The sequence below is a fragment of the Pseudomonas sp. Tav-5-1A genome, from assembly GCF_055755055.1.
This window is the reverse complement of record NZ_CM146901.1, coordinates 56,039-79,555: the sequence shown is the minus strand read 5'-3', so window position 1 is coordinate 79,555 and position 23,517 is coordinate 56,039. Positions and strand designations below refer to the sequence as shown.

The window sequence follows — 23,517 nt, the reverse complement described above, 5'->3', positions numbered from 1 at the left end:
GGCTTCTCCTCGAATGTCATTTACCCGGCCAGGTCACCGGCAGATGCGGGCGCCATGCCCGACGCTGGGCCACGGCGCGCGGCACGGTGACCCAGCGCAGGCGGTAATTCACAACAATCAGCGTCATCAACAGTATGGCCCCACCTGCGTTATGGGCCACTGCCACGGCCAGGGGCAAATGCAACACCACGTTGCTGATGCCCAGCCCCACCTGCAAGGCCAAGGCCGCCAGCACGCCGACCGACAGTCGGCCCAGCCCTTCGACCCGCAGCCGCCAGGCCAGGCCCAGCAACACCAGGCTCAACACGCAGGCGCCCGCCCGGTGGGTGAGGTGGATGGCGGTGCGTGCCTCGCTGTCCAGGTGGCCACCCAGGTAATTGGGGCCGATGTGCTGGGCCAGGTGGAAGCCGTTGGCGAAGTCGGCGTCGGGCAGCCATTGCCCTTGGCACAGCGGAAAGTCGGTGCAGGCCATGGCCGCGTAGTTGGAACTGACCCAGCCGCCCAGGGCGATCTGCCCGATCACCAGGCTCAAGCCCAGCAGCGCCCAGCGCCGCAGCCGTGGCGACACCGCCGGCAGCGGGGCGAAAGCACCCGACAGCCGCAGGCTGAGCAGCAACAACAGGCTCAAGGTGGCGAAGCCGCCGAGCAGGTGTGAGGTGACCACCTGCGGCCACAGCTTCAACGTCACCGTCCACATGCCGAACGCCGCCTGCGCCACGATCACTCCCAGCAGGGCCAGCGGCAGCCGGTAAGGCTGGCCGTCGCTGCCGTGACGGCGCCAGGCCTGGATGGCCAGCAACCCCACCAACAGCGCCAGGCTGCCGGCACAGTAGCGGTGCACCATCTCGCTCCAGCCTTTTTCCGCTTCCACCGGGTGTTCCGGGAAGCGCGCCTGGGCGTGGGCCAGTTGCGCATCGGAGCTGGGCACGGCGATGAAGCCGTAGCAGCCCGGCCAGTCCGGGCAGCCCAGCCCGGCATGGGTGAGGCGGGTGTAGGCGCCCAGCAGCACCACCACCAGGGCCAGGGCGGTGGCGAGCAGCGCGAGACGAAAGCCAGGTCGGGCCATGGTCGACTCCTAACCGATGTTGGACAGTTTCAGCAGTTGGCGCAGGTCATCGAGCAGGTCCTTGCCGTTGACCTGGGCGCCGTAGCGCAGCACGAGGTTGCCGTGCGGGTCGATGATCCACAGGTACGGCCCAGGCTTGCCGTCGACCAGCGCGGTGTACTTGTCCAGCGCCAGCGGGTAGCGCTGCAAGCGTGGGTAGTCGCAGGCCAGCAGGGCTTCGTAGTCGGCGCTCTGCGGCTGCGGCGCGGCCAGGGCATGGCTGGCGCGCGAGGCGTCACGGCCCAGGCCGATCTGGATCTGCCGCGCCAGGTACACCAGCTGCTGGCAATCGGCGGCGCAGGCACCCGGGCTGGTCACCAGCAGCTGCCAGCGTTTCTCATCGGCCGGCACGCCCAGGTCGGCGCGGCCCTGGCCGTTGGCGATCAGCTCGCCATGGTAGCTGCGGCCCTGGGGCACCCAGAAGTCGAGCTTGTACATGAAGGTCGCCAGCACCATGGGGCCGACGGTGACGATGAAAATCAGCAACAGCTGCAGGCGCCCGCTGCGGCGCGAGGGCTTTACCTTGGCCTCAGACAGCTCGGGTGGATTCATGGCCGCGCCCATGGCGTTTCTCCTTTTTATTCTGGAAGCCGAAGTACAGGTACAGCCCCGCCAGGGTCAGGGACATGGCGAACCACTGCACGGCGTAGCCGATATGCTGCTCGGGCCCCAACGCCACCACCGGCCAGCCCAGCTGGTAGGTGGCCGGCCCGGGCGTCAGGCGCAGCTCATGGTCATAACCCTCGCGCCCCAGCTCGGCCCACAGTTTGCCGGGGGCCAGTGCGGTCACCAGCCGGGGCCAGGGTTGATTGATGGGGTCGGCGCTCAGTTGATAGGTGGCACCCGGCGGCACATATACCCAGGCCTCCAGGTTCAGCACCTGGGTGGGGGTGTCGAAATGCGGCGGGGTGCGCCGGTCCTGCCACGGCAGCCAGCCGCGGTTGACCAGCAGCCACAGGCCGCTGGCCTGGTCGTGGAACGGCTGCAGCAGTTCCACGCCGACATGGCCGTCGCGCTGGCGATTGTCGAGGATCAGGCTGTGATCGGCGTCGAACTGGCCGCGCAGCAGCACCCGGCGAAAGGCCGGGGCATCCAGGCTCCCCAGCTGCGTGCTGGTCACGGGCTCTGCCAGCCGGTGCTGGGCATCCAGCGTCAGCAGCTGGCGTTTTTCCTCGGCACGCCCCAGTTGCCAGAAGCCCAGGCTGACCAGCGCCGGCAGCAGCGCCAGCACCACCAGGGTGGGCCACAGGCCGGGGCGAAAGCGCCTCGCTATACTTGAATTCATCGCCTGCCCCCTGTGGAGTGCCGCCATGCTCAAAGCCGCGATCGTGCTGATGTTGCTGGCCACGGTGGCCAGTTTGTTCAGCGGCCTGTTCTTTCTGGTCAAGGACGAGGGCCACTCCAACCGCCTGGTCAAGGCGCTGACCATACGCGTGATCCTGGCGGCGCTGACCATCGGCCTGGTGGCGTGGGGCTTCTACAGCGGCCAGCTCACGTCCCAGGCGCCCTGGTAGCCGCCGCTACAGCACGTACACAAAGATAAACAGCCCCACCCACACCACGTCGACGAAGTGCCAGTACCAGCTGGCCGCTTCGAAGCCGAACTGGTGCTCGGCATCGAAATGCCCGCGCAGGATGCGGATCAGCATTACCGTGAGAATCAAGGTGCCCATGGTCACGTGGGCGCCGTGGAAACCGGTAAGCATGAAGAATGTGGCGCCGTAGATCCCCGAACCCAGGGTCAGGCCCAGTTCCTGATAGGCCTCGACGTATTCATGGGCCTGCAGGAACAGGAAGCTCACCCCCAGCAAAATGGTCGCCCCCAGCCACAGCTTCAGCGGGCCGCGGTGCCCGCGTTTCAGCGCGTGGTGGGCGATGGTCACGGTGACGCTGGAGCTGACCAGCAGCACGGTGTTGATCAGCGGCAGGTGCCAGGGGTCGATCACCGCCTTGGGCGGCGGGAACAGCTTGGGGTCGGGGGTGTGCAGCAGTGGCCAGGCGAAGTGGAAGTTGGGCCACAGCATATGGGCGATGCCCTTGGGGCCTTCGCCGCCCAGCGCCGGGCCTGCGATGTTGCGCACGTAGAACAGCGCGCCGAAGAACGCCACGAAGAACATCACCTCGGAAAAGATGAACCACGACATGCCCCAGCGGAACGAGCGGTCCAGTTGCGGGCTGTAGAGCCCGGCGCGGCTCTCCTTGATGACCGCGCCAAACCAGCCGAACATCATGTAGGCAATGATCAGCGCGCCGACGAAAAAGATCCACGGCCCGTGGGAATGCTGGTGCGCCGCCTTCAGGTCGTTGAACCAGGTGCCCAAGCCGAACACCGTGGTGAACAGGCCCACCGTGGCAATGATCGGCCACTTGCTCTGCGCCGGGACGTAATAGTGCTCGTGGGTTGCCATGTGCGTGGTCTCCGTTGTTGCAGGTGCCCGCCCTTAGCTGCCGGTCTTGATGGGCGGGTGGCGGGCGGTGATGTCGAAGAGCGTGTAGGCCAGCGTCAGGTGCTTGATGTCCTTGGGCAGGTCACGATCGACAATGAACCGCACCGGCATCTCGATACGCTCGCCGGGGTCCAGTACCTGCTGGGTAAAACAGAAGCACTCGGTCTTGTGGAAATACTGCGCCGCCTCGGAAGGCGCGATGCTGGGCACCGCTTGGGCGCTCATGGCATGGTCGGTGGGGTTGCGCGCCACGAACAGCATCTGCGTGACCGCCCCGGGGTGCACGGTCACCTCCGGCGCCATGGAGTAGAACTCCCAGACCATGTCGGCGTTGTTGGTGGGCAGGAACTGCACGCGCACCTCGCGCGTGGCGTCCACCACCTGGCTGCCCTCGTACTGCCCGGCGGTCTTGCCGTTGATGCCGAACGCCTTGCACATCACGTCGTACAGCGGCACCAGGGCGAAGCCGAAGGCGAACATCAGCGCCACCACCAGCAACAGCCGTGGCACCAGGCGGCGGGTGTTCATTTCACCTCCGGCGGCGTGGTGAAGGTGTGGTAGGGGGCAGGCGATGGAATGGTCCATTCCAGGCCCTCGGCGCCATCCCAAGGTTTGGCCGGGGCAGGGGGGCCGCCGCGGATGGTCTTGATCACGATGAACAGGAAGAAGATCTGCGTGGCGCCAAAGGTGAACGCGCCGATGGACGAGACCATGTTGAAGTTGGCGAACTGCAGGTTGTAGTCCGGCACCCGCCGCGGCATGCCGGCCAGCCCCACGAAGTGCATGGGGAAGAAGGCCATATTCATGCCGATGAACGACAGCCAGAAGTGCAGCTTGCCCAGGGTTTCGTCATACATGTGCCCGGTCCACTTCGGCAGCCAGTAATACGCCGAGGCAAAAATCCCGAAGATGGCCCCGGGCACCAGCACGTAGTGGAAGTGCGCTACCACGAAGTAGGTGTCTTGGTACTGGAAGTCGGCCGGTGCGATGGCCAGCATCAGCCCGGAAAAACCGCCGATGGTGAACAGGATCACGAAGGCCACGGCGAACAGCATGGGGGTCTCGAAGGTCAGCGAGCCCTGCCACATGGTGCTCACCCAGTTGAACACCTTCACCCCGGTGGGCACGGCGATCAGCATGGTGGCGTACATGAAGAACAGTTCGCCCACCAGCGGGATGCCCACCACGAACATGTGGTGCGCCCACACCAGGAATGACAGGAAGGCGATGCTGGCCGTGGCGTAGACCATGGAGGTGTAGCCGAACAGCGGCTTGCGCGAGAACGCCGGGATGATCGAGCTGATGGCGCCAAAGGCCGGCAGGATCATGATGTAGACCTCGGGGTGGCCGAAGAACCAGAACACGTGCTGGAACAGCACCGGGTCGCCGCCACCAGCGGCGCTGAAAAAGCTGGTGCCGAAGTGGATATCCATCAGCATCATGGTCACGCACCCGGCCAGCACCGGCATCACCGCGATCAGCAGGAACGCAGTGATCAGCCAGGTCCACACGAACAGCGGCATTTTCATCAGGGTCATGCCGGGGGCGCGCAGGTTGAGGATGGTGGCAATGATGTTGATGGCGCCCATGATCGAGCTGATGCCCATCAGGTGGATAGCGAAGATGAAGAAGGTCACGCTGGCCGGCGCATAGGTGGTGGACAGCGGCGCGTAGAAGGTCCAGCCGAAGTTGGGGCCGCCACCTGGGCTGAACAGGGTTGACACCAGCAGCAGGAAGGCCGCCGGCAGCAGCCAGAAACTGAAGTTATTCATGCGCGGCAGGGCCATGTCCGGCGCACCGATCATCAGCGGGATCATCCAGTTGGCCAGGCCGACGAACGCTGGCATCACCGCGCCGAACACCATCACCAGGCCGTGCATGGTGGTCATCTGGTTGAAGAACGCCGGCTCCACGATCTGCAGGCCGGGCTGGAACAGCTCGGCGCGGATGACCATGGCGAAAGAGCCACCGAGCAGGAACATGCAGAAGCTGAACCACAGGTACAAGGTACCGATGTCCTTGTGGTTGGTGGTCAGCACCCAGCGCATCAGGCCCTTGGCCGGGCCGTGGGCGTGGTCGGCCCCGGCGTGGCCATGATCATCGATCACTGCACTCATGTCCTGTCTCCCTGGGCAAGCACGCTTGCCCGGTTCATTTGGCTTGGGCCTGTTTCAATGCCAGCACGTCCTGGGGCGTGACCATGTCACCCTTGTTGTTGCCCCAGGCGTTGCGTTCGTAGGTCACCACGGCGGCGATATCCACTTCCGAGAGCTGCTTGCCGAAGGCAGCCATGGCGGTGCCCGGCTTGCCGAAGTACACCCGGTTGAGGTGGCCTTCCTTCGGCCCGGTAGCGATAGGCGATCCCTTGAGCGACGGGAACATCGGCGGCAGGCCCTGGCCCTCGGCCTGGTGACAGGCGACGCAGGTGGTGTGGTAGACCTTGTCGCCACGTTCCACCAGTTCCTGCAGGGTCCATTCCTTGCTGGTCAGCTCTTTCAGCTTGGCCGCCTCGGCCTTGCGCTCGCCCATCCAGGTGTCGAAGTCGGCCTGGGTCTTGGCTTCCACCACGATGGGCATGAAGCCATGGTCCTTGCCGCACAGTTCGCTGCACTGGCCGCGGTAGATGCCCGGCTTGTCGATGCGCGTCCAGGCCTCGTTGATGAAGCCGGGGATGGCGTCGCGCTTTACCGCGAAGGCCGGCACCCACCAGGAATGGATGACGTCGGCGCCGGTGACCAGGAAGCGGATCTTCTTGCCCACCGGCAGCACCAGCGGGTTGTCCACTTCCAGCAGGTAGTGCTCGTCCTTGGGCGCCTGGTTGTGGATCTGCTCCTGGGGCGTGGCCAGGTTGCTGAAGAATTCCACGTCCTGGCCCAGGTACTTGTAGTGCCACTTCCACTGGTAGCCGGTGATCTGGATGTCCAGGTCGGGCTCGCTGGTGTCGTACATGCGGATGAGGGTGCGGGTGGCCGGAATCGCCATGACCACGAGGATGACCAGCGGTATGACGGTCCAGAGGATTTCCACCTTGGTGCTTTCGTGGAAATGCGCGGCGACCTGGCCAGTGGAGCGGCGGTGGATGACCATCGACCAGAACATCACGCCGAACACCACGATGCCGATGACCACGCAGATCCAGAAGATGGTCATGTGCAGGTCGAAGACCTGGTTGCTGATGTACGTCACGCCGGGGGCCATGTTGGTGGTCCAGGCAGCGTGGGCAGGTGTGAATGTCGACCACAGCGCTAGGCCCATCCAGACATGTGGATGTCGCATCATCGCGGGTTCCCCTTATCGTTCTTGTTCTACCCCAGGCTTTGCAAGCCCACGGCTAAGGGAGCGGCGGTCAAGACTACGAACTTCAACGGCCGGGGCCTTGCTGCGCTTGCAGTCGGGCATCAGGCAACGCGTTACTAAGGCGAGTATAGACAGCACCCCTAGGGGTGCAATGAAAGGCCGGAAATGAAAATTTCCTAGCAGGTGACCACAGGCCGTTATAGCCGTTCCATATAAAGGTTAAATAATTATGACAAATGCGTCTTAGGCGGCGTCAGAACCCAGCTACCCTAGGTCTTCCGTTTGAAATCGTTCCTTCCTGGAGTCTTCATGAACACCGCCGCATTGCGCGAGCAGATCCAACGTGCCCATCAACACGAGGCCGACACCGGCCATCTGACCCAGCAACTGGAAAAACAGCTTCCCCACCTGCACCCCGCCATCCAGCTTCCCGAAGCTGATCGCCAGGGCGTGCTGACCCGGTTCGTCAAGGCCTACATCGACCAGGTCCCTGACATGCTCGACGCCGCAAACGATGTCGCGGTCAAGGCCGGCATCGAGTCGCAGATCAAGCCGGTGCTGAAAATCGCCGAACATTACTTCATCCAGCCGCCAAAGGAATTGAACGGACACGAAGGCCTGGACTGCCTGCTGGATGAAGCCTACCTGGCGCACCGCCTGGTGGAAGAGGTGAACGACCTGTACATCAAGCACTTCCAGCAGCCGCTGATTCCGCTGGATACCACGGTGGCCAACCTGATTGCCCACCAGCTGATCGGCGAGGCGTTTGCCAACCAGCTGGACGAGGTGGTGCACCATTCGGTGGACAACATGCTCAACGACGAAAGCTTCGCGCTGGAGTCGGTGGAGCAGTACCGCGACAAGCTGTCGGCCAAGGAAACCGGCGAGGCCTGGAGCCAGTGGCCGTGCCTGTCGCGGCAGTTCGGGCTGGAGCTGGATCTGAATTAAGGCCCCATGACGCGGCCTTGCGGCCACTGCTACGGGGATACGTCAGGCGTTTACCCCGGCCGAAGTGCGCATCTGCCCCTCGATACGCCGCTTCAGCCCGCGGCTTTCGATGATCAACCGCGAGCCACTGGCGCGGTTCGCCCGCCCCCAATCCTCCAGCAGTTCCAGGCAGGAATGGTCGATGTAGCGCAGCCCGCCCAGCGGCACATGCACCACGCTACCCGCTGGAATGGTATCCAGCACCTGGGTCAGCGCCGGCACCTTGAGAAAGGTGGCGGCGCCAGTCAGGCGCAGTTCCAGCTCACCGTCGCCGCGCGGCACCAGGTTGATCTTCAATCGCGCCGCCTTCAGCGCCAGCATCAGCAAGGTCAGGGCAAAGCCCAGCAACACGCCGGTCAGCAGGTCGGTGAAGATGATCGCCAAGGCCGTCGCGCCGTAGATGAACATCGGCATCCGCCCATAGCGGCCCAGGCTGCGCAGCGCCTTGAGGTCCACCAGCTTGAAGCCGGTGTACACCAGCACGCCCGCCAGGCTGGCCACCGGAATGCTTTGCAGCACGCTGGACAGTGCCACCACGAACGCCAGCAGCCACACGCCATGCAACACCGCCGACAGCCGCGTCTGCGCACCCGCCTGGACGTTGGCCGAGCTGCGCACGATCACCCCGGTCATGGGCAGCGCGCCGACGATGCCACAAAGCATGTTGCCCACGCCCTGGGCGGACAATTCGCGGTCAAAATCCGAGCGCACGCCGTTGTGCATGCGGTCCACGGCCGCTGCCGACAGCAGGGTCTCGGCGCTGGCGATAAACGCCACAGCGAACGCGGCGACCAGCAGGGTCGGGTCGGCCAGGCTCATCAAGTCCGCAGGGCGCAGCCAGTCGATGGCCTCGGCCAGATTGGCCGGCACCTGCACGCGTTTCACCGCCATGCCCAGCCACAGGCTCACGCCGGTAGCCACGCCAACACCCAGCAACGCCCCCGGCACGAAGCGCAGGCGTTGGGGCCGCAGCTTCTCCCAGGCGAACATGATGGCGATGGTGCCCAGCCCCAGCAGGCCAGCCTGCCAGCCCAGGCCGCCGCCCATGACCGGCAGCGCTTCGGCCACCGCGCCGGGGAAGCCCAGCAGGTTATGCATGCCGGAAGGTTGCGGCGTACGGTCGAGCATCACATGCACCTGGGACAAGACGATCAACACGCCGATACCGGCGAGCATGCCGTATACCACCGCCGGCGCTGTAACCCGAAACCAGCAGCCCAGCTTGAAACGCCCGGCCAGCAGCTGCAGGAAGCCCGCCAGCAACAGGATCGGCCCCAGCATGGCCATGCCGTGCTGGCGCACCAGCTCGAACACCAACACCGCCAGGCCCGCTGCCGGCCCGCTGACCTGCAGGGGCGAGCCCGCCAGGAAACCCACCACCACGCCACCGATGATGCCGGTGATCAACCCTTTTGCCGGCGGCATGCCGGACGCGATGGCGATGCCCATGCACAGTGGCAGCGCCACCAGGAACACCACCACCGACGCTAATAACTCTCGCGGCAATACCGCCTTCAACTGTGTCATGTTCATGACGTTTCTCCTGAAAATAGTGCCTGGGACCCATTCCATGGCCGCTGTCGAAAACCCTGTGGCTTTTTTCGGGCGTGCAGCTGCCCGCAACCGGTCTGGCAGGGCCGGCTGGCATTCACATGGTTTTCGATAACGGCAACGGGGCGGACGGCGTACCGAAGTACGCCGTCGTTCAGGCCTCGTTTATCGCAAGGTCGAGCGTTTAGAAGCGCCCTTTGGGCGTTGCGCTCGGTGTCGGCAGGGAGCCGTCCAGAGGGACGAAGCAGTCACGCTCAGCATCATAGGCTTTGATTTCGCTGGTCTCGATGCTGTAGATCCAGCCATGGATGAACAACTGGCCGGCGGCCATGCGCGAGGCCACCGAGGGGTGGGTGCGCAGGTGTTGCAGCTGGGCAATGACGTTCTCTTCGGTCAGTACCTGCATGCTTTCGGCTTCGGTGGCGCAGTTGCAGTTGTCGTGCACCACGGTCTTGGCCACCTCGGCGTGACGCAGCCAGGCCTTCACCGTCGGCATCTTTTCCAGCGTGTGCGGGTTGAGCACGGCGCGCATGGCGCCGCAGTCCGAGTGCCCGCACACGATGATGTGGTGCACGCCCAACGCCATCACGGCGTATTCGATGGCGGTGGAAACACCACCGTTCATCTGCCCGTACGGCGGCACCACGTTGCCCACGTTGCGGGTCACGAACAGGTCACCCGGCGAGCTGTGGGTAATCAGCTCTGGCACGATCCGCGAGTCTGCGCAGGTAATGAACATCGCCCTCGGGGTTTGGGCCGTGGCGAGCTTCTTGAACAGTTCTTCCTGCTGCGGAAACACTTCGTGATGAAAATGCAGGAAGCCATCGACGATGGTCTTCAACGCAGCTTCCGCAGATTCAGCCTCGACGGCCGGCTCGGTCAGGGAAGAGTCCTTGTCGGTCATGATTCGTCCTCGTGAGTCGGTTAAAGGATTTTTCCCATTTTACGGGGTAAAACGTCCTACAAGAAGAAACTATGCAAGGCGTTTGATGCAGCTTAGTGACTATTGGGTCACGTGGGATTCAAGGTAGAGATGAAATCTTAATTCAACCTGAATGGAAGGCTCTGGGGCGGGGGTTTGAAGTGTTTCAGGAAGCTACGAAGTGATGGCAAAAGGGTATGATTTCAGCCGTTGCTCGGTGTTTTTACCCCGCTCTGCTCCCTGGCCTGTACATCCTCACGCTGATTGCGTAAGCTCGTTGTAGCTACAACATGCTCCCCAGGAATGATGACATGGCAAATACCGAAGTAGTCAGGACCCGTATCGATAGCGAGCTAAAGGCGAACGCGACGGCCGTGCTTGAAGAGATGGGCATGACCATTTCCCAGGCAATTCGCATGATGCTGGTTCAGGTTGCCCAGAACAAAGAGCTGCCTTTCCAGGTAAAAGCGCCGTCCCTTAACGCCCGGTCCCGCAAAATCATGGAGGACCAGGACTCCAATCCTGTGGCCACTGAGTACGAGAACTCCGAGGCGTTCTTCAAGGACCTTGGTATATAAGCGCGCTACTCGGCAAAAGACCCGAGCCTAATGATGTAAGCATCGCCGCGACACCCTACATTCACCCCCAGTTACAACTTCACAACAACGACATCTGCCCCCCCGGCGGGCAAAACGCCGTGCAATCCAGCGCATACCCCTCGCGCCGCTCCAGCCCATGGCGCTTGATGCCTGCCCTGAAGCGCTGTTCCAGCAAGTCGGCGAACACCCCCTCGCCGCGAAAGCGTGCGCCGAAGCGGCTGTCGTACAGTTCGCCGCCGCGGCTCTGGCGGATCAGGCTCAACACATGCTCGGCGCGCTGGGGGTAGTGTTGCTGCAGCCATTCCTCGAACAGCGGGGCCACCTCCAGCGGCAGGCGCACCATGATGTAGCTGGCGGTCAGGGCGCCGGCAGCCTTGGCCTCGCGCAACAGGCTTTCCAGCTCCATGTCGTTGATCATGGGGATCATCGGCGAGCACAGCACGCCCACCGGGATGCCAGCGTCGCGCATCACGCGAATGGCCCGCAGGCGCGCCTTGGGCGCGGCGGCGCGGGGTTCCAGGGTGCGCTTGAGTTCGTCGTCGAGGGTGGTGAGGCTGATCATTACCGACACCAGATTGAGCTTCGCCAGTTCGCTGAGCAGGTCCAGGTCGCGCAGTATCAGCGAGCCCTTGGTGACGATGGTGACGGGATGGCGGTAGCGCAGCAGCACCTCCAGCACCGCGCGGGTCAGCTTGTGCTCGCGCTCGATGGGCTGGTAGGGGTCGGTGTTGGAGCCCAGGTTGATCGGCGCCACCTTATAGCCACGCTTGGATAGCTGCTGCTCCAGCAGCGCCGCGGCGTTGGTCTTGGCGATCAGCTTGGTTTCGAAGTCCAGGCCGGGGGACATGTCCCAGTAGGCATGGCTGGGGCGGGCATAGCAGTAGATGCAGCCGTGCTCGCAACCGCGGTAGGGGTTGATGGTGCGGTCGAAGGGCAGGTCGGGCGAGCTGTTGCGGGTGATGATGCTCTTGGCCGTCTCGATGCGCACTTCGGTGCCCTGGGTGACAGGCACTTCCTGGTACCAGCCGTCGTCCTCGGCCACCGAGCGGTGGGCGGCGAAGCGGTTGTGCGGGTTGGCGGCGGTGCCGCGGCCGCGTGGGGGCAGGGGCGTGGACATGGGCGGGCCTCAAGGCTGTATTTATATACAGTACATCGAGACCTGGGGGTTTGGATAGGGCCGGTAGTCTGGTGGTGCCGGGGACGCGGCCTGCGGCCGCTGCTACGGTGTCTGTAGCAGCTGCCGAAGGCGGCGTCAGGGCACTACTTGGAGGTCACCTGCCCAAGGTCATCCCCCGAGGTGGTCTTCAGGTCATCGGTGCGCAACGCTTTCACGTCCTTCGCCGACACCTGCGACCCCTGGTTGCCCCAGCTGGTGCGGATGAAGTTCACCACGTCCGCCACTTCCTGGTCCGACAGGCGCCAGGCGTAGGACGGCATGGTGAAGTTCGACGGCGCGGTCTTGGTGGCCACCAGGGTGCCGCCCTTGAGCACGATGTGGATCAAGGACGTCGGGTCGTCGGTCTGCAGCACCGGGTTGCCGGCCAGGGCCGGGAACACGCGGGTGTAGCCCTTGCCGTCGGTGCGGTGGCAGGCGGCGCAGTTGTCGATGTACACCGAGGCACCCGGCTTGCTGTCGTCGCCCTTCCACAGCGCGTCGGCCACGGCCTTGTCGTAGACCTGCGGCTTGTCGTCGGGATTCACCGCCGGCAACGACTTCAGGTAACGGGCGATGGCGGTCAGGTCGGCGTCGCTCATGTACTGCATGCTGTGCTCGACCACGTCGCTCATGCCGCCGAACACCGCGGTACGGTCGCTGCGGCCGGTCTTGAGGAAGGCCACCAGCTCTGCTTCGCTCCAGCTGCCCAGGCCGTCCTTGTGGTCGCCGCGCAGGTTCTTGGCGATCCAGCCCTCAAGCGGCGCGGAACCTGCCAGGAACTCCTTGCCGTCGGCCGGGTTCAGGGCTTTTTCCTGCATGGTGATGGCCCGCGGGGTGTGGCAGGCGCCACAGTGGCCCAGGCCCTCGACCAGGTAGGCGCCGCGGTTGATGCTTTCATCCGTGCCCGCGGCCTTGAACGGCTCGACCTTGGGCGCGAACATCCCGCGCCAGATCGCCAGCGGCCAGCGCATGCTCAGCGGCCAGGGGATGTCGACGTCCTTGTTCTCCTGGGGTACCGGCTGCACGCCTTTCATGAAGTAGGCGTACAGGGCCTGCATGTCTTCGTCGCTGACGCGTGCGTAGGACGGGTAGGGCATGGCCGGGTACAGAGTGCTGCCGCTCTTGCCGACGCCGTGGCGCACGGCCTGGTCGAAGTCTTCGTACGAATATTCGCCGATGCCGGTCTTGTCCGGGGTGATGTTGGTGGAGTAGATGGTGCCGATCGGCGTCTCCATCGGCAGGCCACCGGCGAAGGGCTTGCCGCCCTTGGCGGTGTGGCAGGCCACGCAGTCGCCGGCGCGCGCCAGGTATTCACCTTTCTGCACCAGGGCCGGGTCGAACGAAGGTTCGGCTGCCCAAACGGGCAGGCTGGCCAGGGCCAGGGATGCGATAAACAGTTTGCTCATGATCATCGCTCCTTAAGCCTGCACCAGCGGGCCGGGGTTCTTCAGGTACTGCTCGCGGATCGCCTTGGCCGACCAGTAGGTCAGGGCTGCCACCAGGCCGGTAGGGTTATAGCCCAGGCCTTGTGGGAAGGCGGAGGCACCCGGCACGAACACGTTGTGTACGTCCCAGCTCTGCAGGTAACGGTTGATGGCGCTGGTCTTGGGGTCGGTGCCCATGATCGCGCCGCCGTTGAGGTGCGTGGTCTGGTAGGCGGCGGTGTTGAATTTCTCACCGACCTTCTTGCCCAGGATGGCGATGGACTTGGGGTTCATGGCCTTGGCGATCTTGCTCAGCTTGTCGGCCATGAACATGTTCATCTTGATGTCGTTTTCCTGCCAGTTGAAGGTCATGCGCAGCAGCGGCAGGCCGTAGGCATCCTTGTAGGTAGGGTCGAGATCGAGGTAGTTGCCACGGTAGGACTGGTGCGCGCCGTGGGCGTCCATGGACACCTGGTGGGTGTAGTACTCGGCCGTGGTCTTTTTCCAGGCGCTGCCCCAGGCCGGGGTGCCCGGCGGGTTGGAAGTACCGGCAATCGGGCGGCTACCGGCCTGGTTGACCCAGAACGGCGAGCCACCGACGAAGCCGTGGGGGCCGTGGTCGAAGTTGTCGGCGTTGAAGTCATCGATCGCCACGCCATTGCCGCCGGCGCCGATGAAATTGTTGGTGTGGGTGTCCTTGTCGAAGAACGCCTTCACCGTGGCCATGTTCTGGTAGGCAAAGTTGCGGCCCACCACGCCTTCGCCGCTGATCGGGTCGTACGGCTTGCCGATGCCCGACAGCAGCATCAGGCGCACGTTGTTGAACTGGAACGCACCGAGGATCACCAGGTCCGCCGGCTGTTCCACTTCGCGGCCCTGGGCGTCGATGTAGCTGACGCCGGTGGCCAGCTTCTTGTCGTCGGTCAGGTTCACGCGCAGCACGTGGGCGTTGGTGCGCAGCTCGAACTTGGGCTCCTGGCGCAGCGCCGGGAGGATGTTCACGTTCGGCGAGGCCTTGGAATACATGTAGCAGACATAGCCGCTGCAGAAACCGCAGAAGTTGCACGGGCCCATCTGCGCGCCATAGGGGTTGGTGTACGGCCCCGAAGTGTTGGCAGACGGCAGGTTGTAGGGCTTGTAGCCCGACTCGGTGGCGGCCTTGTGGAACAGCATCGCCGACACGCCGTTCTTCTGCGCTTCCAGCGGGAACGGGTTGGAACGGTCGGGCGCGTAGGCGTTGCCGCCCTTGCCTTCACCCACCACCTGGCCCTTAACCGACCAGGCGGTGCCGGAGGTGCCGAAGACCTTTTCCGAGAAGTCGAAGAACGGCTCCAGCTCCTCGTAGGTCACGCCGAAGTCCTGGATGGTCATGTCCTTGGGGATGAAGTTCTTGCCGTAGCGCTCTTCATAGTGGCTGCGCATGCGCAACTCGATAGGGTCGACCCGGAAGTGCACGCCCGACCAGTGCAGGCCGGCACCGCCCACGCCCTTGCCCGGCAGGAACGCGCCCAGCTGGCGGTTCGGCAGGGCCACGTCGTTGACGCTGTGGCGAATGGTGACGGTTTCCTTGGAAATGTCCTGGAAGAGTTTTTTGCGCACGCTGTAGGTCAATTCATCAATGACCTGGGGATAGTTGCCGTCCGGGTAGGTGTCCTGCATCGGGCCGCGCTCCAGCGCCACCACGTTCAGGCCGGCCTCGGTCAGCTCCTTGGCCATGATTGCGCCAGTCCAGCCGAAGCCGACGATCACGGCGTCGACTTTTTTCAATACGGTCGCCATGCTCAAGCCCTCTCGCCGCGAATGGATACTGCCGGGAAGGGGTAAGCCTCGTTGCGTTCAACCCAGTCCATGAAATCGGCGCGCGCGCCGGGGAAGCCCACCAGGGTCCAGCCCACCAGCCCCTTATTGCCGCCGTGCACCGGGTCGCTGAAGAAGCCTTCCTTGGTGTTCTGGATCAGCAGCGCGAAGAACGCCTTGGACGGCACGTCATCGAACTGGATCTCGCCGGACTCAAGCTTGGTCAGCACGCTTTCCTGGGCAGCGGTATCCAGCTGGGCGAACACCTTGCCCGCCTGCTTCTTGCACCAGGCGTCGGTGGCGGCGATGCCCAGGCGGTAGATTTCCTTGGGCACCAGCTTGAGCTGGTAGCCCATTTCCGGCGGCGCGTCGGCCACGAACGGGCCCTGCATGAACCACAACGCACCGCTGGCGTAGGCGGTGTTCATCTGGCGGTCGATGAATTCCGGCGCACCGGCTTCCAGCGCGCCCGGGCCCAGGTCGTCGGCCGGGATCAGCCGCGCCACGGCGGCGTTGACGAACGCCCACTCCTCGGCGGTGAAGTAGCTGGGCTGGTAGTCCTGCGCAGGCTTGACTGGCGCGGGCTCGGGCTTTTTCTCCGGCGCGGCCATCAGCTCGCCCACACCCATGCCCAGGCCAGTGCTGGCCACGGTCACTACGGGTATCAGGGTGAGAGTCTTGCGCAGGAAATCCCGGCGCGGGTTGTCGTGGTCTTGCTCAGACATGGGGGATCCTCATCCGATCACGGATTATTCGCAGCCTTGGGGCTGCTTTATCGTTTTGAATTGCTCATCGAGCTGCACAGGCAGGCATCGCGTTGCCCTTAGTAAAGAACATCGCGACGTTTTTTAGTTTTATCGAGTCTGGGCGGCACGCCAGGGTGTTGCTTCAGCCTACGTAGAGGCGTTTTGAGAAGCGAAAATGTAACCGGTTTCAGCCCGGTTTTACAGGGTTTTTATACGAAGTTTTTACAAACACCCAACACAGCTTTCACGCCATCGAGGCCATTCTTGCGCCCCATAAGCCCACCGCCCATCCGGATCTGCCATGTCTTTGCTGCGCCGTCTGTTGTTTTGCCTGCCGCTGTCGTTGAGCCTGGCCACCACCTGCTTCGCCGGCGAGCCCAGCGTGGACGTGGCCCCGCGCCCGGCGCAGTGGGCGCAATCGGTGGAGCCGCACTACAACCTGTACCAGATGAGCCCCACGCTGTACCGCAGCGCCCTGCCTGACGAACAGGCGGTGCCGTTGCTGGGCAAACTGCAGATCAAGACCGTGGTCAGTTTCCTCCCCGAGTCGGATGAAACCTGGCTCAAGGAGCCGCAGATCAACCGGGTGCAACTGCCGATGCGCACCGTGCACGCCGATGACGCGCAGATCATCGCGGCGTTGCGGGCCATCCAGGAGGCCCAGGCCAAGGGCCCGGTGCTGATTCATTGCAAGCACGGCATGGACCGCACCGGCCTGGTGTCGGCAATGTACCGGGTGGTGGTGCAGGGCTGGAGCAAGCAGGACGCGGTGGCCGAGATGACCCAAGGCGGGTTCGGCGACCTCAAGCGGATGAAATACGGTATCGACTACATCAATGGCGTTGACGTGGAAAGCGTGCGCAACGCCCTGGCCAGCGGGGCGTGCAGCACCAACCCCCTGGCCGCGTGCGCGGTCAAGGGGCTGTTCAAGGCGTTGATCTAAGCCTGGGGCTTCTTCAACTTGGGGTTGGGGAAGAACTGCACCGTCTGCACTTTCGGGTTGGCCACCTTCGGCGCGGCCTGGTTGACCCGCGTTCCCAGCTCGCTGGGAATCGACTGACCCTGGGCGTTCAGCGTGTCGCTGTAGCCGCAGGCCACGCACTCGCGGTGCGGCACCTCGTCCTCGCTCCACATCATCAACTTGTCGGACTCGCTGCACGCCGGGCAGACCGCCCCGGCGATGAAGCGTTTCTTGGTCTTGATCACGGTCACTTCACTCATGCTGCCGCGTCCTCACTCAGGCCGCTATGGCGCAAGAGTGCATCAATCGACGGCTCGCGGCCGCGGAAGTCGACGAACAGCACCATCGGCTCCTGGGAACCGCCACGCGCCAGGATGGCTTCGCGGAATGCGCGGCCAGTGGCTTCGTTGAGCACGCCTTCTTCCTCGAAACGCGAGAACGCGTCCGCCGACAGCACTTCGGCCCACTTGTAGCTGTAGTAGCCCGCCGCGTAACCGCCGGCGAAGATGTGCGCGAAGCTGTTGGGGAAGCGGTTGTACGCCGGTGGGCGCATGACCGAGACCTCGTCGCGCACGCCTTCGAGCACCTGCAGCACGCCGCGGCCATCGCCGTGGGTGGCGTGCAGTTCGAAGTCGAACAGCGAGAATTCCAGCTGGCGCACCATCATCAGGCCAGACTGGAAGTTTTTCGCCGCCAGCATTTTTCCCAGCAGGTCCTGGGGCAGGGCGTCGCCGCTTTCGTAGTGACCGGAAATCAGCGCCAGGCCTTCAGGCTCCCAGCACCAGTTTTCCATGAACTGGCTTGGCAGCTCGACCGCATCCCACGCCACGCCATTGATACCCGACACGCCAGCGTGCTCGACGCGGGTCAGCAGGTGGTGCAGGCCATGGCCGAACTCGTGGAACAGGGTGGTCACTTCGTCGTGGGTCAGCAGCGCTGGCTTGCCAGCATCGGCCGGGGTGAAGTTGCACACCAGGTTAGCCACCGGGCTTTGCAGCGCGCCATCGGCGGTGCGGCGGTGGTCACGGGCGCCGTCCATCCAGGCACCGCCACGCTTGTTGGCGCGGGCGTACAGGTCGAAGAAGAAGCGGCCCACGTGCTTGCCGTTTTCCTTGATCTCGAACAGGCGCACGTCCGGGTGCCAGGTGTCGAAGCCGGTCTGCTCGGCGATTTCGATGCCGTACAGGCGCTGGACGATGGCGAACAGGCCGGTCAGCACCTTGTCGATCGGGAAGTAGGCGCGCAGCGCTTCCTGGGAGACGCTGTAGCGTTGCTCACGCAGTTTTTCACCGTAGAAACCGCTGTCCCAGCTTTGCAGATCCGGGCAGCCCTGCTCGGCGGCGTAGGCCTTGAGCTGGGCCAGGTCTTGCGCGGCGAACGGCTTGCTGCGCTTGGCCAGGTCGCGCAGGAAACCCAGCACCTGGTCGCTGGACTCGGCCATCTTGGTGGCCAGGCTCAGCTCGGCGAAGCTTGCGTAGCCCAGCAGCCTGGCCAGTTCCTGGCGCAGGTCGAGGATCTGTTCCATCACCGGGCCGTTGTCATTCTGGCCGGCGTTGGGGCCCTGGTCCGAGGCGCGGGTGCAGTAGGCAGCGTAGATTTCCTCGCGCAGGGCACGGTCCTGGGCGTAGGTCATCACCGCGTAGTAGCTGGGGAATTCCAGGCTGATCAGCCAGCCGTCCAGGCCCTTGGCCTTGGCGGCGGCAGCCATTTGCGCCTTGGCCGAGTCGGTCAGGCCGGCCAGGGCCGCTTCGTCAGTGACGTGCTTGGTCCAGGCCTGGGTGGCGTCCAGCAGCTGGTTGGAGAACTTGCTGCCCAGCTCCGACAGTTTGCTCTGCACTTCGGCGTAGCGCTGCTGCTGCTCGGGCGGCAGGTCGATACCCGACAGGCGGAAGTCGCGCAGCGAATGCTCGAGGATGGTTTTTTGCGCCACGTCGAAGGACGCCGCTTCCGGGCCGTTGGCCAGCGCTTCATAGGCCTTGAACAGCTCGCGGTTCTGGCCCATCTCGGTGGAGTAGGCGCTCAGGGCCGGCAGGCAGGCTTCATACGCCTGGCGCAGTTCCGGGCTGTTGCAGACTGCGTTAAGGTGGCTGACTGGGCTCCAGGCCGCGCCGAGGCGGTCGTTGAGCTCGTCCATGGCCAGTACCAGGCCGGCCCAGGTAGGCTGCTTGGCCTGGGTTTCGAGAATCTTGGCGATCGCCGCACGGTTGTCGGCCAGGATCTGTTCAATCGCCGGCTGTACGTGCTCGGCACGGATCGCCGAGAACGGTGGCAGGTCATAAGACTGCAGTAGCGGGTTGGTCGCGCTCACGGATACACACCTTGGCTGAAGAAACACCAGCCCATCTTAATTACAATCGGCGCTGACCGCAGCTATCAACGCCAGAGAAGGAGCCTATCGTGGCCATTCGCACTTTCCAGCAGCACACGCCCCAGGTGGGCGCGCGGGCGTTTGTCGACCGTTCGGCGGTTGTCATCGGCGATGTCGAAATCGGCGAGGACAGTTCGGTGTGGCCCATGACCGTGATCCGCGGCGACATGCACCGCATCCGCATCGGCGCGCGCACCAGCGTGCAGGATGCCAGCGTGCTGCACATCACCCACGCCGGGCCCTTCAACCCCGACGGCTTCCCGCTGATCATCGGCGACGACGTGACCATCGGCCACAAGGTGATGCTGCACGGCTGCACCGTGGGCAGCCGCATCCTGATCGGCATGGGCAGCACGGTCATGGACGGCGCCGTGGTGGAAGACGAGGTCATCATCGGCGCCGGCAGCCTGGTACCACCGGGCAAGCGCCTGGAAAGTGGCTTCCTGTACGTGGGCAGCCCGGTGAAGCAGGCGCGCCCGCTGACCGACAAGGAGCGCAGCTTCTTCACCTACACCGCCGGCAACTACGTGAAACTCAAGGACCAGCACCTGGAGGCCGGCTTCGCCAGCCCCAACCCGCTGTCCACCGACTGATTCGGAAAATTCCCATGCATTATCAGAACATTCTCTTCGACCTGGACGGCACCCTCACCGACCCGCGCGAAGGCATCACCCGCTCGATCCAGTACGCCCTGGAAAAGCTCGGCATCATCGAGCCAGACCTGCGCAAGCTCGAGCACTTCATTGGCCCGCCGCTGCTGCAGGCGTTCATGCAGTTCTACGGGTTCGAGGAAGAGAAGGCCTGGCAGGCGGTGAATTTCTACCGCGAGCGCTTCAAGGTCACCGGCCTGTACGAAAACGAAGTGTTCGAGGGCGTGATCGAGCTGCTGGAAACCCTGGAGGCCCAGGGCCGCCACCTGTACGTGGCCACCTCCAAGCCGTGGGAATTTGCCCGCGAGATCGCCCGGCATTTCGATTTCGCCAAGCACTTCAAGGTGATCTACGGCAGCGAGCTGGACGGCACCCGCACCAACAAGGTCGAGCTGCTCGCCCACCTGCTCAAGGAAGAGGGCCTGGACCCGGCCCAGACGCTGATGATCGGCGACCGCAAGCACGACCTGATCGGCGCCAAGGCCAACGGCCTCGACGTGGTGGCGGTGGGCTACGGCTTCGGCAGCCGCGAGGAGCTGGAGGCCGAGGCGCCGACCTATCATTTCGATACGCTGGCTGAGCTGCACCAGGCTTTCAAGGCCTGACCGGCGCCTGGGACGCGGCCATGCGGCCGCTGCTACGGGGCGTTTGTGTTTAATTTGATCAATGCGGCCTTGCGCTGGTCAGGCGGCAACTTGCCCAACCGCTCCACTTCGCTGAAGAACGTCGGCCAATCGCCGTTCACCTGCCGGAACAATGCCGCGAACGCCGGCACCCACTGGTCATACAGCCCGAACGGCAGCAGCTTGGCATTGTTCATTGGCGCGTTGACCCAGGCGTCATAGCGCTTGTCGCCGTTCCACTGGCTGTCGCGCAGCCGGCGGTAATCGGCGCGCATGCGCTCGAACGCCTGCTGCTTCGCCTGGCGCATGGCCGCCGGCGCCAACGGCTGGGCGTACAGGGCCTTGAGGCGGTCACGGGTGTCGAGCACCAGTTGGGTGAACTGGTGGATCTGCTTCGACTGGTCGACGTTGGCCGGCGGCAGGCCCTGGTACGCCCGCCATTGCCGGGTGCCTTCCTGCTCGACGAAGGTGGCGTAGGACTCATTGAACTCGCTGTCGTCCTTCACGTAGAAGCGCTGGTGCGCCAGCTCGTGGAAGATCAGCGTGGCCAGGCGCTCGTCGCCGCGGTCCATCATGGTGTTGATGATCGGGTCATCGAACCAGCCCAGGGTGGAGTACGCGTCCACCCCGCCAATGTACACGTCCATCCCGGCCTGCTTCTGCAGCGCCGCCTCACCCCGGGCAGCCCCCAGGCTGTAGTAGCCACGGTAGGCCACGCAACCGGCTATCGGAAAGCAGTGGGTTTGCGGGTCCAGGGAAAATTCCTTGGTGGCAAACACGTTCCACACCACTGAACTGCGTTTCACGTCCGCGTACAGGCGGTAACTGCGGTTGTCCGGCAGGTGCAGATGGCTGCTGGCAAAGTCCCGCGCTGCCTGGGACTGGCGCAGCTGTGCGCGCAGCTTGGCGTCGCGCGAAGGATCGGCGATCACCCGGCTCACCGGCTCGCGCGCCCTCAAGAGTTGCACCTGGCCATCAAGCAGCTGGCCGTAATAGGTGGAGCAACCGTTCAGCAGCAAAACGGCCAACAGGGGAACCAAGCGGCGAATTTTGCGGTCGAGTGCCCCAGGGTCTGCGCGCCTTAAAAAAAGAAGATCAATCATCTGTCGGGTGAATCCTTCATTGGGACGAACCGGCCACCATTGCCATCGGGAGTATTGCCATGCGTGCCTTGTTACTTGTCTGCGGTCTGGCGGCCGTGGCCGGTTGTTCGACCTTGCCCGACCCCGACCCGCACCAGGCCTGGGTGGACCTTGCAGCCGGCTCCGACAACTCGCTGAAGGCGGTGAAGGTCGACAACCACGACTGGACCGATCCACGTTACTTCGAAGTGCAGCCAGGCGCTCATGAATTGTGGGTAACTTTTCAATTCCCCGTGGCCCCCACCAATATCGGCCCGGTGGCCCAGCCGCTGTGGCGGGACTGCAAGATGAAGCTCAGCTTCAAGGACTTCAGCGCCGGCCAGCGCTACCGGCTCGAGGCGGGCAGCCTGGGCTTCCAACCCTGGGCCAAGCTGTATGACGAACAACGCTATATGGTGGGCAAGGCGCAACCGGCGGGCTGCCAAGCGACGTAGACCGCCGCGCGGGGGTATGCTGGAGGCCTGTCCCCACCTTGGAGCCCATCATGCGCCGCGCCCTTGCTGTCGCATCATTCATTACCCTGGCCGGTTGCAGCATCACCCCCTTGCCCCCGGTCAATCCCCAACAGGCCTGGGTGGACATGACCATGCTGGGCGGCAAGGTGGTCATGGCCGAGCGCCTCGATGGCGTGCGCCTCAAGGACGGCCGCTACTTCCAGGTCAGCCCGGGCAGCCACGAGCTGATGGTGCGCTACGACTTCGAGATCTATTCGGGCAGCATGTTCCTGATCGATGCGGATGAGCGAACCTGCTACCTCACCCTGCGCTACGATGCATTCCAGCCCGGCCAGCGCTACCTGCTGGAAGCCCGCACGCTGGGGCTGAACCCGAGCGCGCGGCTATACGACCAGAGCAAGAAAGTGGTGGCGGAGGACAGTGCCGTGAACTGCCTGTTCTAGCGGTCGTTCTTCTGGTAGATGATTTTCTTGCTGCCGCCTTCGCACGAACCCACGATCATGTTCTTGTCGTGGACTTCTTCGTTGCTGACGATTTCGAGGGTGTAGGACGTGACGCCCTGGGCCTGGATCTTGGCTTCGATCTCGGCCTTCAGTTCTTCACAGGGCTTGGGGGCTGCCATGGCGCTGGTGGCCGCAGCACAGCAGGCGAGGGTCAATATCAGTCGCTTGATCATGATGGCATCCTTGAATTGCGGGTGGAGCCGACAGGTCGGCTCCTACATCTAGACCACAAATGCCATCACCTGTTCCAGTGCCGGCCTAGCTGACCAGCGTGGCGTCCAGGCTGATCTTGGCGCCCTTGAGCACCTTCGACACCGGGCAGCCTTCCTTGGCCTTGTTGGCCAGTTCCTGGAACTGCTCGTTGGTGGCGCCCGGCACCTTGGCTTTCAGGATCAGGTGCACGGCGGTGATTTCGAAACCCTCGCCCACCTTGTCCAGGGTGACTTCGGCGATGGTGTCGATGCGGTCGGCGGTCAGGTTGGCGCCGCCCAGGATCATCGACAGGGCCATCGAGAAACAACCCGCATGAGCCGCACCAATCAGCTCTTCCGGGTTGGTACCAGGCTGCCCCTCGAACCGGGTGTTGAAGCCATAAGGGTTGCTCTTCAGCGCGCCGCTTTCAGTGGAAATCTGGCCCTTGCCATCCTTCAAGCCGCCTTGCCAGACGGCTGATGCTGTCTTCTTCATGATGCCTCCTCGGGTTGCACGCGAAGGTTCGCGCAGGTACTGAGGTTAGGAGGGGCAGCAGGGCTTGCAAGTTCACACCGATTGACAAGATGGTATT

At 63.9% G+C, this 23,517-nt stretch carries 26 protein-coding genes; 8 read left to right on the top strand and 18 right to left on the bottom strand.

What is annotated here, in order from left to right; translation table 11 throughout:
• Window positions 1-16: 16 nt before the first annotated feature.
• Genes AC0J42_RS00400 through AC0J42_RS00390 form a run of 3 tightly spaced genes read right to left on the bottom strand, consistent with a single transcriptional unit; the run spans window position 17 to window position 2,390 of the window.
• Window positions 17-1,066 (bottom strand): COX15/CtaA family protein, encoded by a 1,050-nt coding sequence (locus AC0J42_RS00400; protein ID WP_473005003.1) that lies wholly within the window; start codon window positions 1,064-1,066, stop codon window positions 17-19.
• 9 nt (window positions 1,067-1,075) lie between these two features.
• Window positions 1,076-1,669 carry a hypothetical protein gene (locus AC0J42_RS00395; RefSeq protein ID WP_473005002.1) on the bottom strand — a complete coding sequence of 198 codons (594 nt, stop codon included), beginning with the start codon at window positions 1,667-1,669 and terminating at the stop codon, window positions 1,076-1,078.
• Complete coding sequence (locus tag AC0J42_RS00390) at window positions 1,635-2,390, bottom strand: SURF1 family protein (RefSeq protein ID WP_473005001.1); 756 nt, start codon at window positions 2,388-2,390, stop codon at window positions 1,635-1,637. Before AC0J42_RS00390 ends, AC0J42_RS00395 begins: the two co-directional genes overlap by 35 nt.
• A 25-nt stretch (window positions 2,391-2,415) precedes the next feature.
• Here AC0J42_RS00390 and AC0J42_RS00385 point away from each other — a divergent pair, with 25 nt between their 5' ends.
• Window positions 2,416-2,619: a twin transmembrane helix small protein gene (locus AC0J42_RS00385; RefSeq protein WP_416421719.1), complete on the top strand. Its 204-nt coding sequence runs from the start codon at window positions 2,416-2,418 to the stop codon at window positions 2,617-2,619.
• A 6-nt stretch (window positions 2,620-2,625) separates the two neighbouring features.
• Here AC0J42_RS00385 and AC0J42_RS00380 read toward each other — a convergent pair whose 3' ends face one another.
• Genes AC0J42_RS00380 through coxB form a run of 4 tightly spaced genes read right to left on the bottom strand, consistent with a single transcriptional unit; the run spans window position 2,626 to window position 6,831 of the window.
• Entirely contained in the window at window positions 2,626-3,513 is an 888-nt protein-coding gene (locus AC0J42_RS00380) for a cytochrome c oxidase subunit 3 (protein WP_473005000.1), read from the bottom strand.
• A gap of 33 nt (window positions 3,514-3,546) precedes the next feature.
• Window positions 3,547-4,080, bottom strand: a complete 534-nt coding sequence (locus tag AC0J42_RS00375; protein WP_416421717.1) for a cytochrome c oxidase assembly protein — start codon at window positions 4,078-4,080, stop codon at window positions 3,547-3,549.
• A complete protein-coding gene (gene ctaD / locus AC0J42_RS00370; RefSeq protein ID WP_416421716.1) occupies window positions 4,077-5,669 on the bottom strand; it encodes a cytochrome c oxidase subunit I in 1,593 nt (530 codons plus the stop codon). The genes AC0J42_RS00375 and ctaD overlap by 4 nt, the downstream gene beginning before the upstream one ends.
• Before the next feature lie 34 nt (window positions 5,670-5,703).
• Window positions 5,704-6,831, bottom strand: coding sequence for a cytochrome c oxidase subunit II (gene coxB, locus AC0J42_RS00365; RefSeq protein ID WP_416421715.1), 1,128 nt, complete (start codon window positions 6,829-6,831; stop codon window positions 5,704-5,706).
• 327 nt (window positions 6,832-7,158) lie between these two features.
• On the opposite strand from coxB, the gene AC0J42_RS00360 reads away from it, so the two are divergent.
• Complete coding sequence (locus tag AC0J42_RS00360; RefSeq protein WP_416421714.1) at window positions 7,159-7,797, top strand: hypothetical protein; 639 nt, start codon at window positions 7,159-7,161, stop codon at window positions 7,795-7,797.
• 42 nt (window positions 7,798-7,839) lie between these two features.
• On the opposite strand, the gene AC0J42_RS00355 is transcribed toward AC0J42_RS00360, so the two are convergent.
• Window positions 7,840-9,369 (bottom strand): SulP family inorganic anion transporter, encoded by a 1,530-nt coding sequence (locus tag AC0J42_RS00355; RefSeq protein WP_473004999.1) that lies wholly within the window; start codon window positions 9,367-9,369, stop codon window positions 7,840-7,842.
• Between the two features lie 202 nt (window positions 9,370-9,571).
• Complete coding sequence (locus tag AC0J42_RS00350; protein WP_473004998.1) at window positions 9,572-10,291, bottom strand: carbonic anhydrase; 720 nt, start codon at window positions 10,289-10,291, stop codon at window positions 9,572-9,574.
• Window positions 10,292-10,620: 329 nt separating this feature from the next.
• Between AC0J42_RS00350 and AC0J42_RS00345 the strand changes: the two genes are divergently transcribed.
• Window positions 10,621-10,887, top strand: a complete 267-nt coding sequence (locus AC0J42_RS00345) for a type II toxin-antitoxin system RelB/DinJ family antitoxin (RefSeq protein WP_473004997.1) — start codon at window positions 10,621-10,623, stop codon at window positions 10,885-10,887.
• Between the two features lie 79 nt (window positions 10,888-10,966).
• Here AC0J42_RS00345 and AC0J42_RS00340 read toward each other — a convergent pair whose 3' ends face one another.
• The 4 genes from AC0J42_RS00340 to AC0J42_RS00325 form a co-directional block, all read right to left on the bottom strand.
• Window positions 10,967-12,025: a PA0069 family radical SAM protein gene (locus tag AC0J42_RS00340; protein ID WP_416421711.1), complete on the bottom strand. Its 1,059-nt coding sequence runs from the start codon at window positions 12,023-12,025 to the stop codon at window positions 10,967-10,969.
• A 143-nt stretch (window positions 12,026-12,168) separates the two neighbouring features.
• On the bottom strand, window positions 12,169-13,470 hold the full coding sequence (locus AC0J42_RS00335) for a c-type cytochrome (RefSeq protein ID WP_473004996.1): 1,302 nt from the start codon (window positions 13,468-13,470) through the stop codon (window positions 12,169-12,171).
• Window positions 13,471-13,482: 12 nt separating this feature from the next.
• Complete coding sequence (locus AC0J42_RS00330; RefSeq protein WP_416421709.1) at window positions 13,483-15,267, bottom strand: GMC family oxidoreductase; 1,785 nt, start codon at window positions 15,265-15,267, stop codon at window positions 13,483-13,485.
• Window positions 15,268-15,269: 2 nt separating this feature from the next.
• A complete protein-coding gene (locus AC0J42_RS00325; protein ID WP_416421708.1) occupies window positions 15,270-16,010 on the bottom strand; it encodes a gluconate 2-dehydrogenase subunit 3 family protein in 741 nt (246 codons plus the stop codon).
• A 322-nt stretch (window positions 16,011-16,332) separates the two neighbouring features.
• Between AC0J42_RS00325 and AC0J42_RS00320 the strand changes: the two genes are divergently transcribed.
• A complete protein-coding gene (locus AC0J42_RS00320) occupies window positions 16,333-16,974 on the top strand; it encodes a phosphatase domain-containing protein (protein WP_416421707.1) in 642 nt (213 codons plus the stop codon).
• On the opposite strand, the gene AC0J42_RS00315 is transcribed toward AC0J42_RS00320, so the two are convergent.
• Complete coding sequence (locus AC0J42_RS00315) at window positions 16,971-17,252, bottom strand: YheV family putative zinc ribbon protein (protein WP_416421706.1); 282 nt, start codon at window positions 17,250-17,252, stop codon at window positions 16,971-16,973. The genes AC0J42_RS00320 and AC0J42_RS00315 overlap by 4 nt on opposite strands.
• On the bottom strand, window positions 17,249-19,300 hold the full coding sequence (prlC, locus tag AC0J42_RS00310; RefSeq protein WP_473004995.1) for an oligopeptidase A: 2,052 nt from the start codon (window positions 19,298-19,300) through the stop codon (window positions 17,249-17,251). The genes AC0J42_RS00315 and prlC overlap by 4 nt, the downstream gene beginning before the upstream one ends.
• An 89-nt stretch (window positions 19,301-19,389) precedes the next feature.
• Here prlC and AC0J42_RS00305 point away from each other — a divergent pair, with 89 nt between their 5' ends.
• Entirely contained in the window at window positions 19,390-19,953 is a 564-nt protein-coding gene (locus tag AC0J42_RS00305; RefSeq protein ID WP_473004994.1) for a gamma carbonic anhydrase family protein, read from the top strand.
• Between the two features lie 14 nt (window positions 19,954-19,967).
• On the top strand, window positions 19,968-20,615 hold the full coding sequence (locus AC0J42_RS00300; protein WP_473004993.1) for an HAD family hydrolase: 648 nt from the start codon (window positions 19,968-19,970) through the stop codon (window positions 20,613-20,615).
• A gap of 32 nt (window positions 20,616-20,647) precedes the next feature.
• Here the strand turns inward: AC0J42_RS00300 and AC0J42_RS00295 are convergent, their stop codons facing one another.
• Window positions 20,648-21,736 carry an aminopeptidase gene (locus tag AC0J42_RS00295; RefSeq protein WP_473004992.1) on the bottom strand — a complete coding sequence of 363 codons (1,089 nt, stop codon included), beginning with the start codon at window positions 21,734-21,736 and terminating at the stop codon, window positions 20,648-20,650.
• A gap of 59 nt (window positions 21,737-21,795) precedes the next feature.
• Between AC0J42_RS00295 and AC0J42_RS00290 the strand changes: the two genes are divergently transcribed.
• Window positions 21,796-22,209 (top strand): PA0061/PA0062 family lipoprotein, encoded by a 414-nt coding sequence (locus AC0J42_RS00290; RefSeq protein ID WP_416421701.1) that lies wholly within the window; start codon window positions 21,796-21,798, stop codon window positions 22,207-22,209.
• Window positions 22,210-22,259: 50 nt separating this feature from the next.
• Complete coding sequence (locus AC0J42_RS00285) at window positions 22,260-22,673, top strand: PA0061/PA0062 family lipoprotein (RefSeq protein ID WP_473004991.1); 414 nt, start codon at window positions 22,260-22,262, stop codon at window positions 22,671-22,673.
• Here the strand turns inward: AC0J42_RS00285 and AC0J42_RS00280 are convergent.
• The gene (locus AC0J42_RS00280) at window positions 22,670-22,906 is read right to left on the bottom strand and encodes a DUF1161 domain-containing protein (RefSeq protein WP_416421699.1); all 237 of its coding nucleotides are present in this window, start codon (window positions 22,904-22,906) and stop codon (window positions 22,670-22,672) included. The genes AC0J42_RS00285 and AC0J42_RS00280 overlap by 4 nt on opposite strands.
• An 85-nt stretch (window positions 22,907-22,991) precedes the next feature.
• On the bottom strand, window positions 22,992-23,420 hold the full coding sequence (locus tag AC0J42_RS00275) for an OsmC family protein (RefSeq protein WP_416421698.1): 429 nt from the start codon (window positions 23,418-23,420) through the stop codon (window positions 22,992-22,994).
• Window positions 23,421-23,517 lie beyond the last annotated feature (97 nt).

What these genes read in the sequence shown, in the direction of transcription:
- AC0J42_RS00400 (WP_473005003.1), bottom strand. Translation starts at nt 1,066, where the DNA reads ATGGCCCGACCTGGCTTTCGTCTCGCGCTGCTCGCCACCGCCCTGGCC.
- AC0J42_RS00395 (WP_473005002.1), bottom strand. Translation starts at nt 1,669, where the DNA reads ATGGGCGCGGCCATGAATCCACCCGAGCTGTCTGAGGCCAAGGTAAAG.
- AC0J42_RS00390 (WP_473005001.1), bottom strand. Translation starts at nt 2,390, where the DNA reads ATGAATTCAAGTATAGCGAGGCGCTTTCGCCCCGGCCTGTGGCCCACC.
- AC0J42_RS00385 (WP_416421719.1), top strand. Translation starts at nt 2,416, where the DNA reads ATGCTCAAAGCCGCGATCGTGCTGATGTTGCTGGCCACGGTGGCCAGT.
- AC0J42_RS00380 (WP_473005000.1), bottom strand. Translation starts at nt 3,513, where the DNA reads ATGGCAACCCACGAGCACTATTACGTCCCGGCGCAGAGCAAGTGGCCG.
- AC0J42_RS00375 (WP_416421717.1), bottom strand. Translation starts at nt 4,080, where the DNA reads ATGAACACCCGCCGCCTGGTGCCACGGCTGTTGCTGGTGGTGGCGCTG.
- ctaD (WP_416421716.1), bottom strand. Translation starts at nt 5,669, where the DNA reads ATGAGTGCAGTGATCGATGATCATGGCCACGCCGGGGCCGACCACGCC.
- coxB (WP_416421715.1), bottom strand. Translation starts at nt 6,831, where the DNA reads ATGATGCGACATCCACATGTCTGGATGGGCCTAGCGCTGTGGTCGACA.
- AC0J42_RS00360 (WP_416421714.1), top strand. Translation starts at nt 7,159, where the DNA reads ATGAACACCGCCGCATTGCGCGAGCAGATCCAACGTGCCCATCAACAC.
- AC0J42_RS00355 (WP_473004999.1), bottom strand. Translation starts at nt 9,369, where the DNA reads ATGAACATGACACAGTTGAAGGCGGTATTGCCGCGAGAGTTATTAGCG.
- AC0J42_RS00350 (WP_473004998.1), bottom strand. Translation starts at nt 10,291, where the DNA reads ATGACCGACAAGGACTCTTCCCTGACCGAGCCGGCCGTCGAGGCTGAA.
- AC0J42_RS00345 (WP_473004997.1), top strand. Translation starts at nt 10,621, where the DNA reads ATGGCAAATACCGAAGTAGTCAGGACCCGTATCGATAGCGAGCTAAAG.
- AC0J42_RS00340 (WP_416421711.1), bottom strand. Translation starts at nt 12,025, where the DNA reads ATGTCCACGCCCCTGCCCCCACGCGGCCGCGGCACCGCCGCCAACCCG.
- AC0J42_RS00335 (WP_473004996.1), bottom strand. Translation starts at nt 13,470, where the DNA reads ATGAGCAAACTGTTTATCGCATCCCTGGCCCTGGCCAGCCTGCCCGTT.
- AC0J42_RS00330 (WP_416421709.1), bottom strand. Translation starts at nt 15,267, where the DNA reads ATGGCGACCGTATTGAAAAAAGTCGACGCCGTGATCGTCGGCTTCGGC.
- AC0J42_RS00325 (WP_416421708.1), bottom strand. Translation starts at nt 16,010, where the DNA reads ATGTCTGAGCAAGACCACGACAACCCGCGCCGGGATTTCCTGCGCAAG.
- AC0J42_RS00320 (WP_416421707.1), top strand. Translation starts at nt 16,333, where the DNA reads ATGTCTTTGCTGCGCCGTCTGTTGTTTTGCCTGCCGCTGTCGTTGAGC.
- AC0J42_RS00315 (WP_416421706.1), bottom strand. Translation starts at nt 17,252, where the DNA reads ATGAGTGAAGTGACCGTGATCAAGACCAAGAAACGCTTCATCGCCGGG.
- AC0J42_RS00300 (WP_473004993.1), top strand. Translation starts at nt 19,968, where the DNA reads ATGCATTATCAGAACATTCTCTTCGACCTGGACGGCACCCTCACCGAC.
- AC0J42_RS00295 (WP_473004992.1), bottom strand. Translation starts at nt 21,736, where the DNA reads ATGATTGATCTTCTTTTTTTAAGGCGCGCAGACCCTGGGGCACTCGAC.
- AC0J42_RS00290 (WP_416421701.1), top strand. Translation starts at nt 21,796, where the DNA reads ATGCGTGCCTTGTTACTTGTCTGCGGTCTGGCGGCCGTGGCCGGTTGT.
- AC0J42_RS00285 (WP_473004991.1), top strand. Translation starts at nt 22,260, where the DNA reads ATGCGCCGCGCCCTTGCTGTCGCATCATTCATTACCCTGGCCGGTTGC.
- AC0J42_RS00280 (WP_416421699.1), bottom strand. Translation starts at nt 22,906, where the DNA reads ATGATCAAGCGACTGATATTGACCCTCGCCTGCTGTGCTGCGGCCACC.
- AC0J42_RS00275 (WP_416421698.1), bottom strand. Translation starts at nt 23,420, where the DNA reads ATGAAGAAGACAGCATCAGCCGTCTGGCAAGGCGGCTTGAAGGATGGC.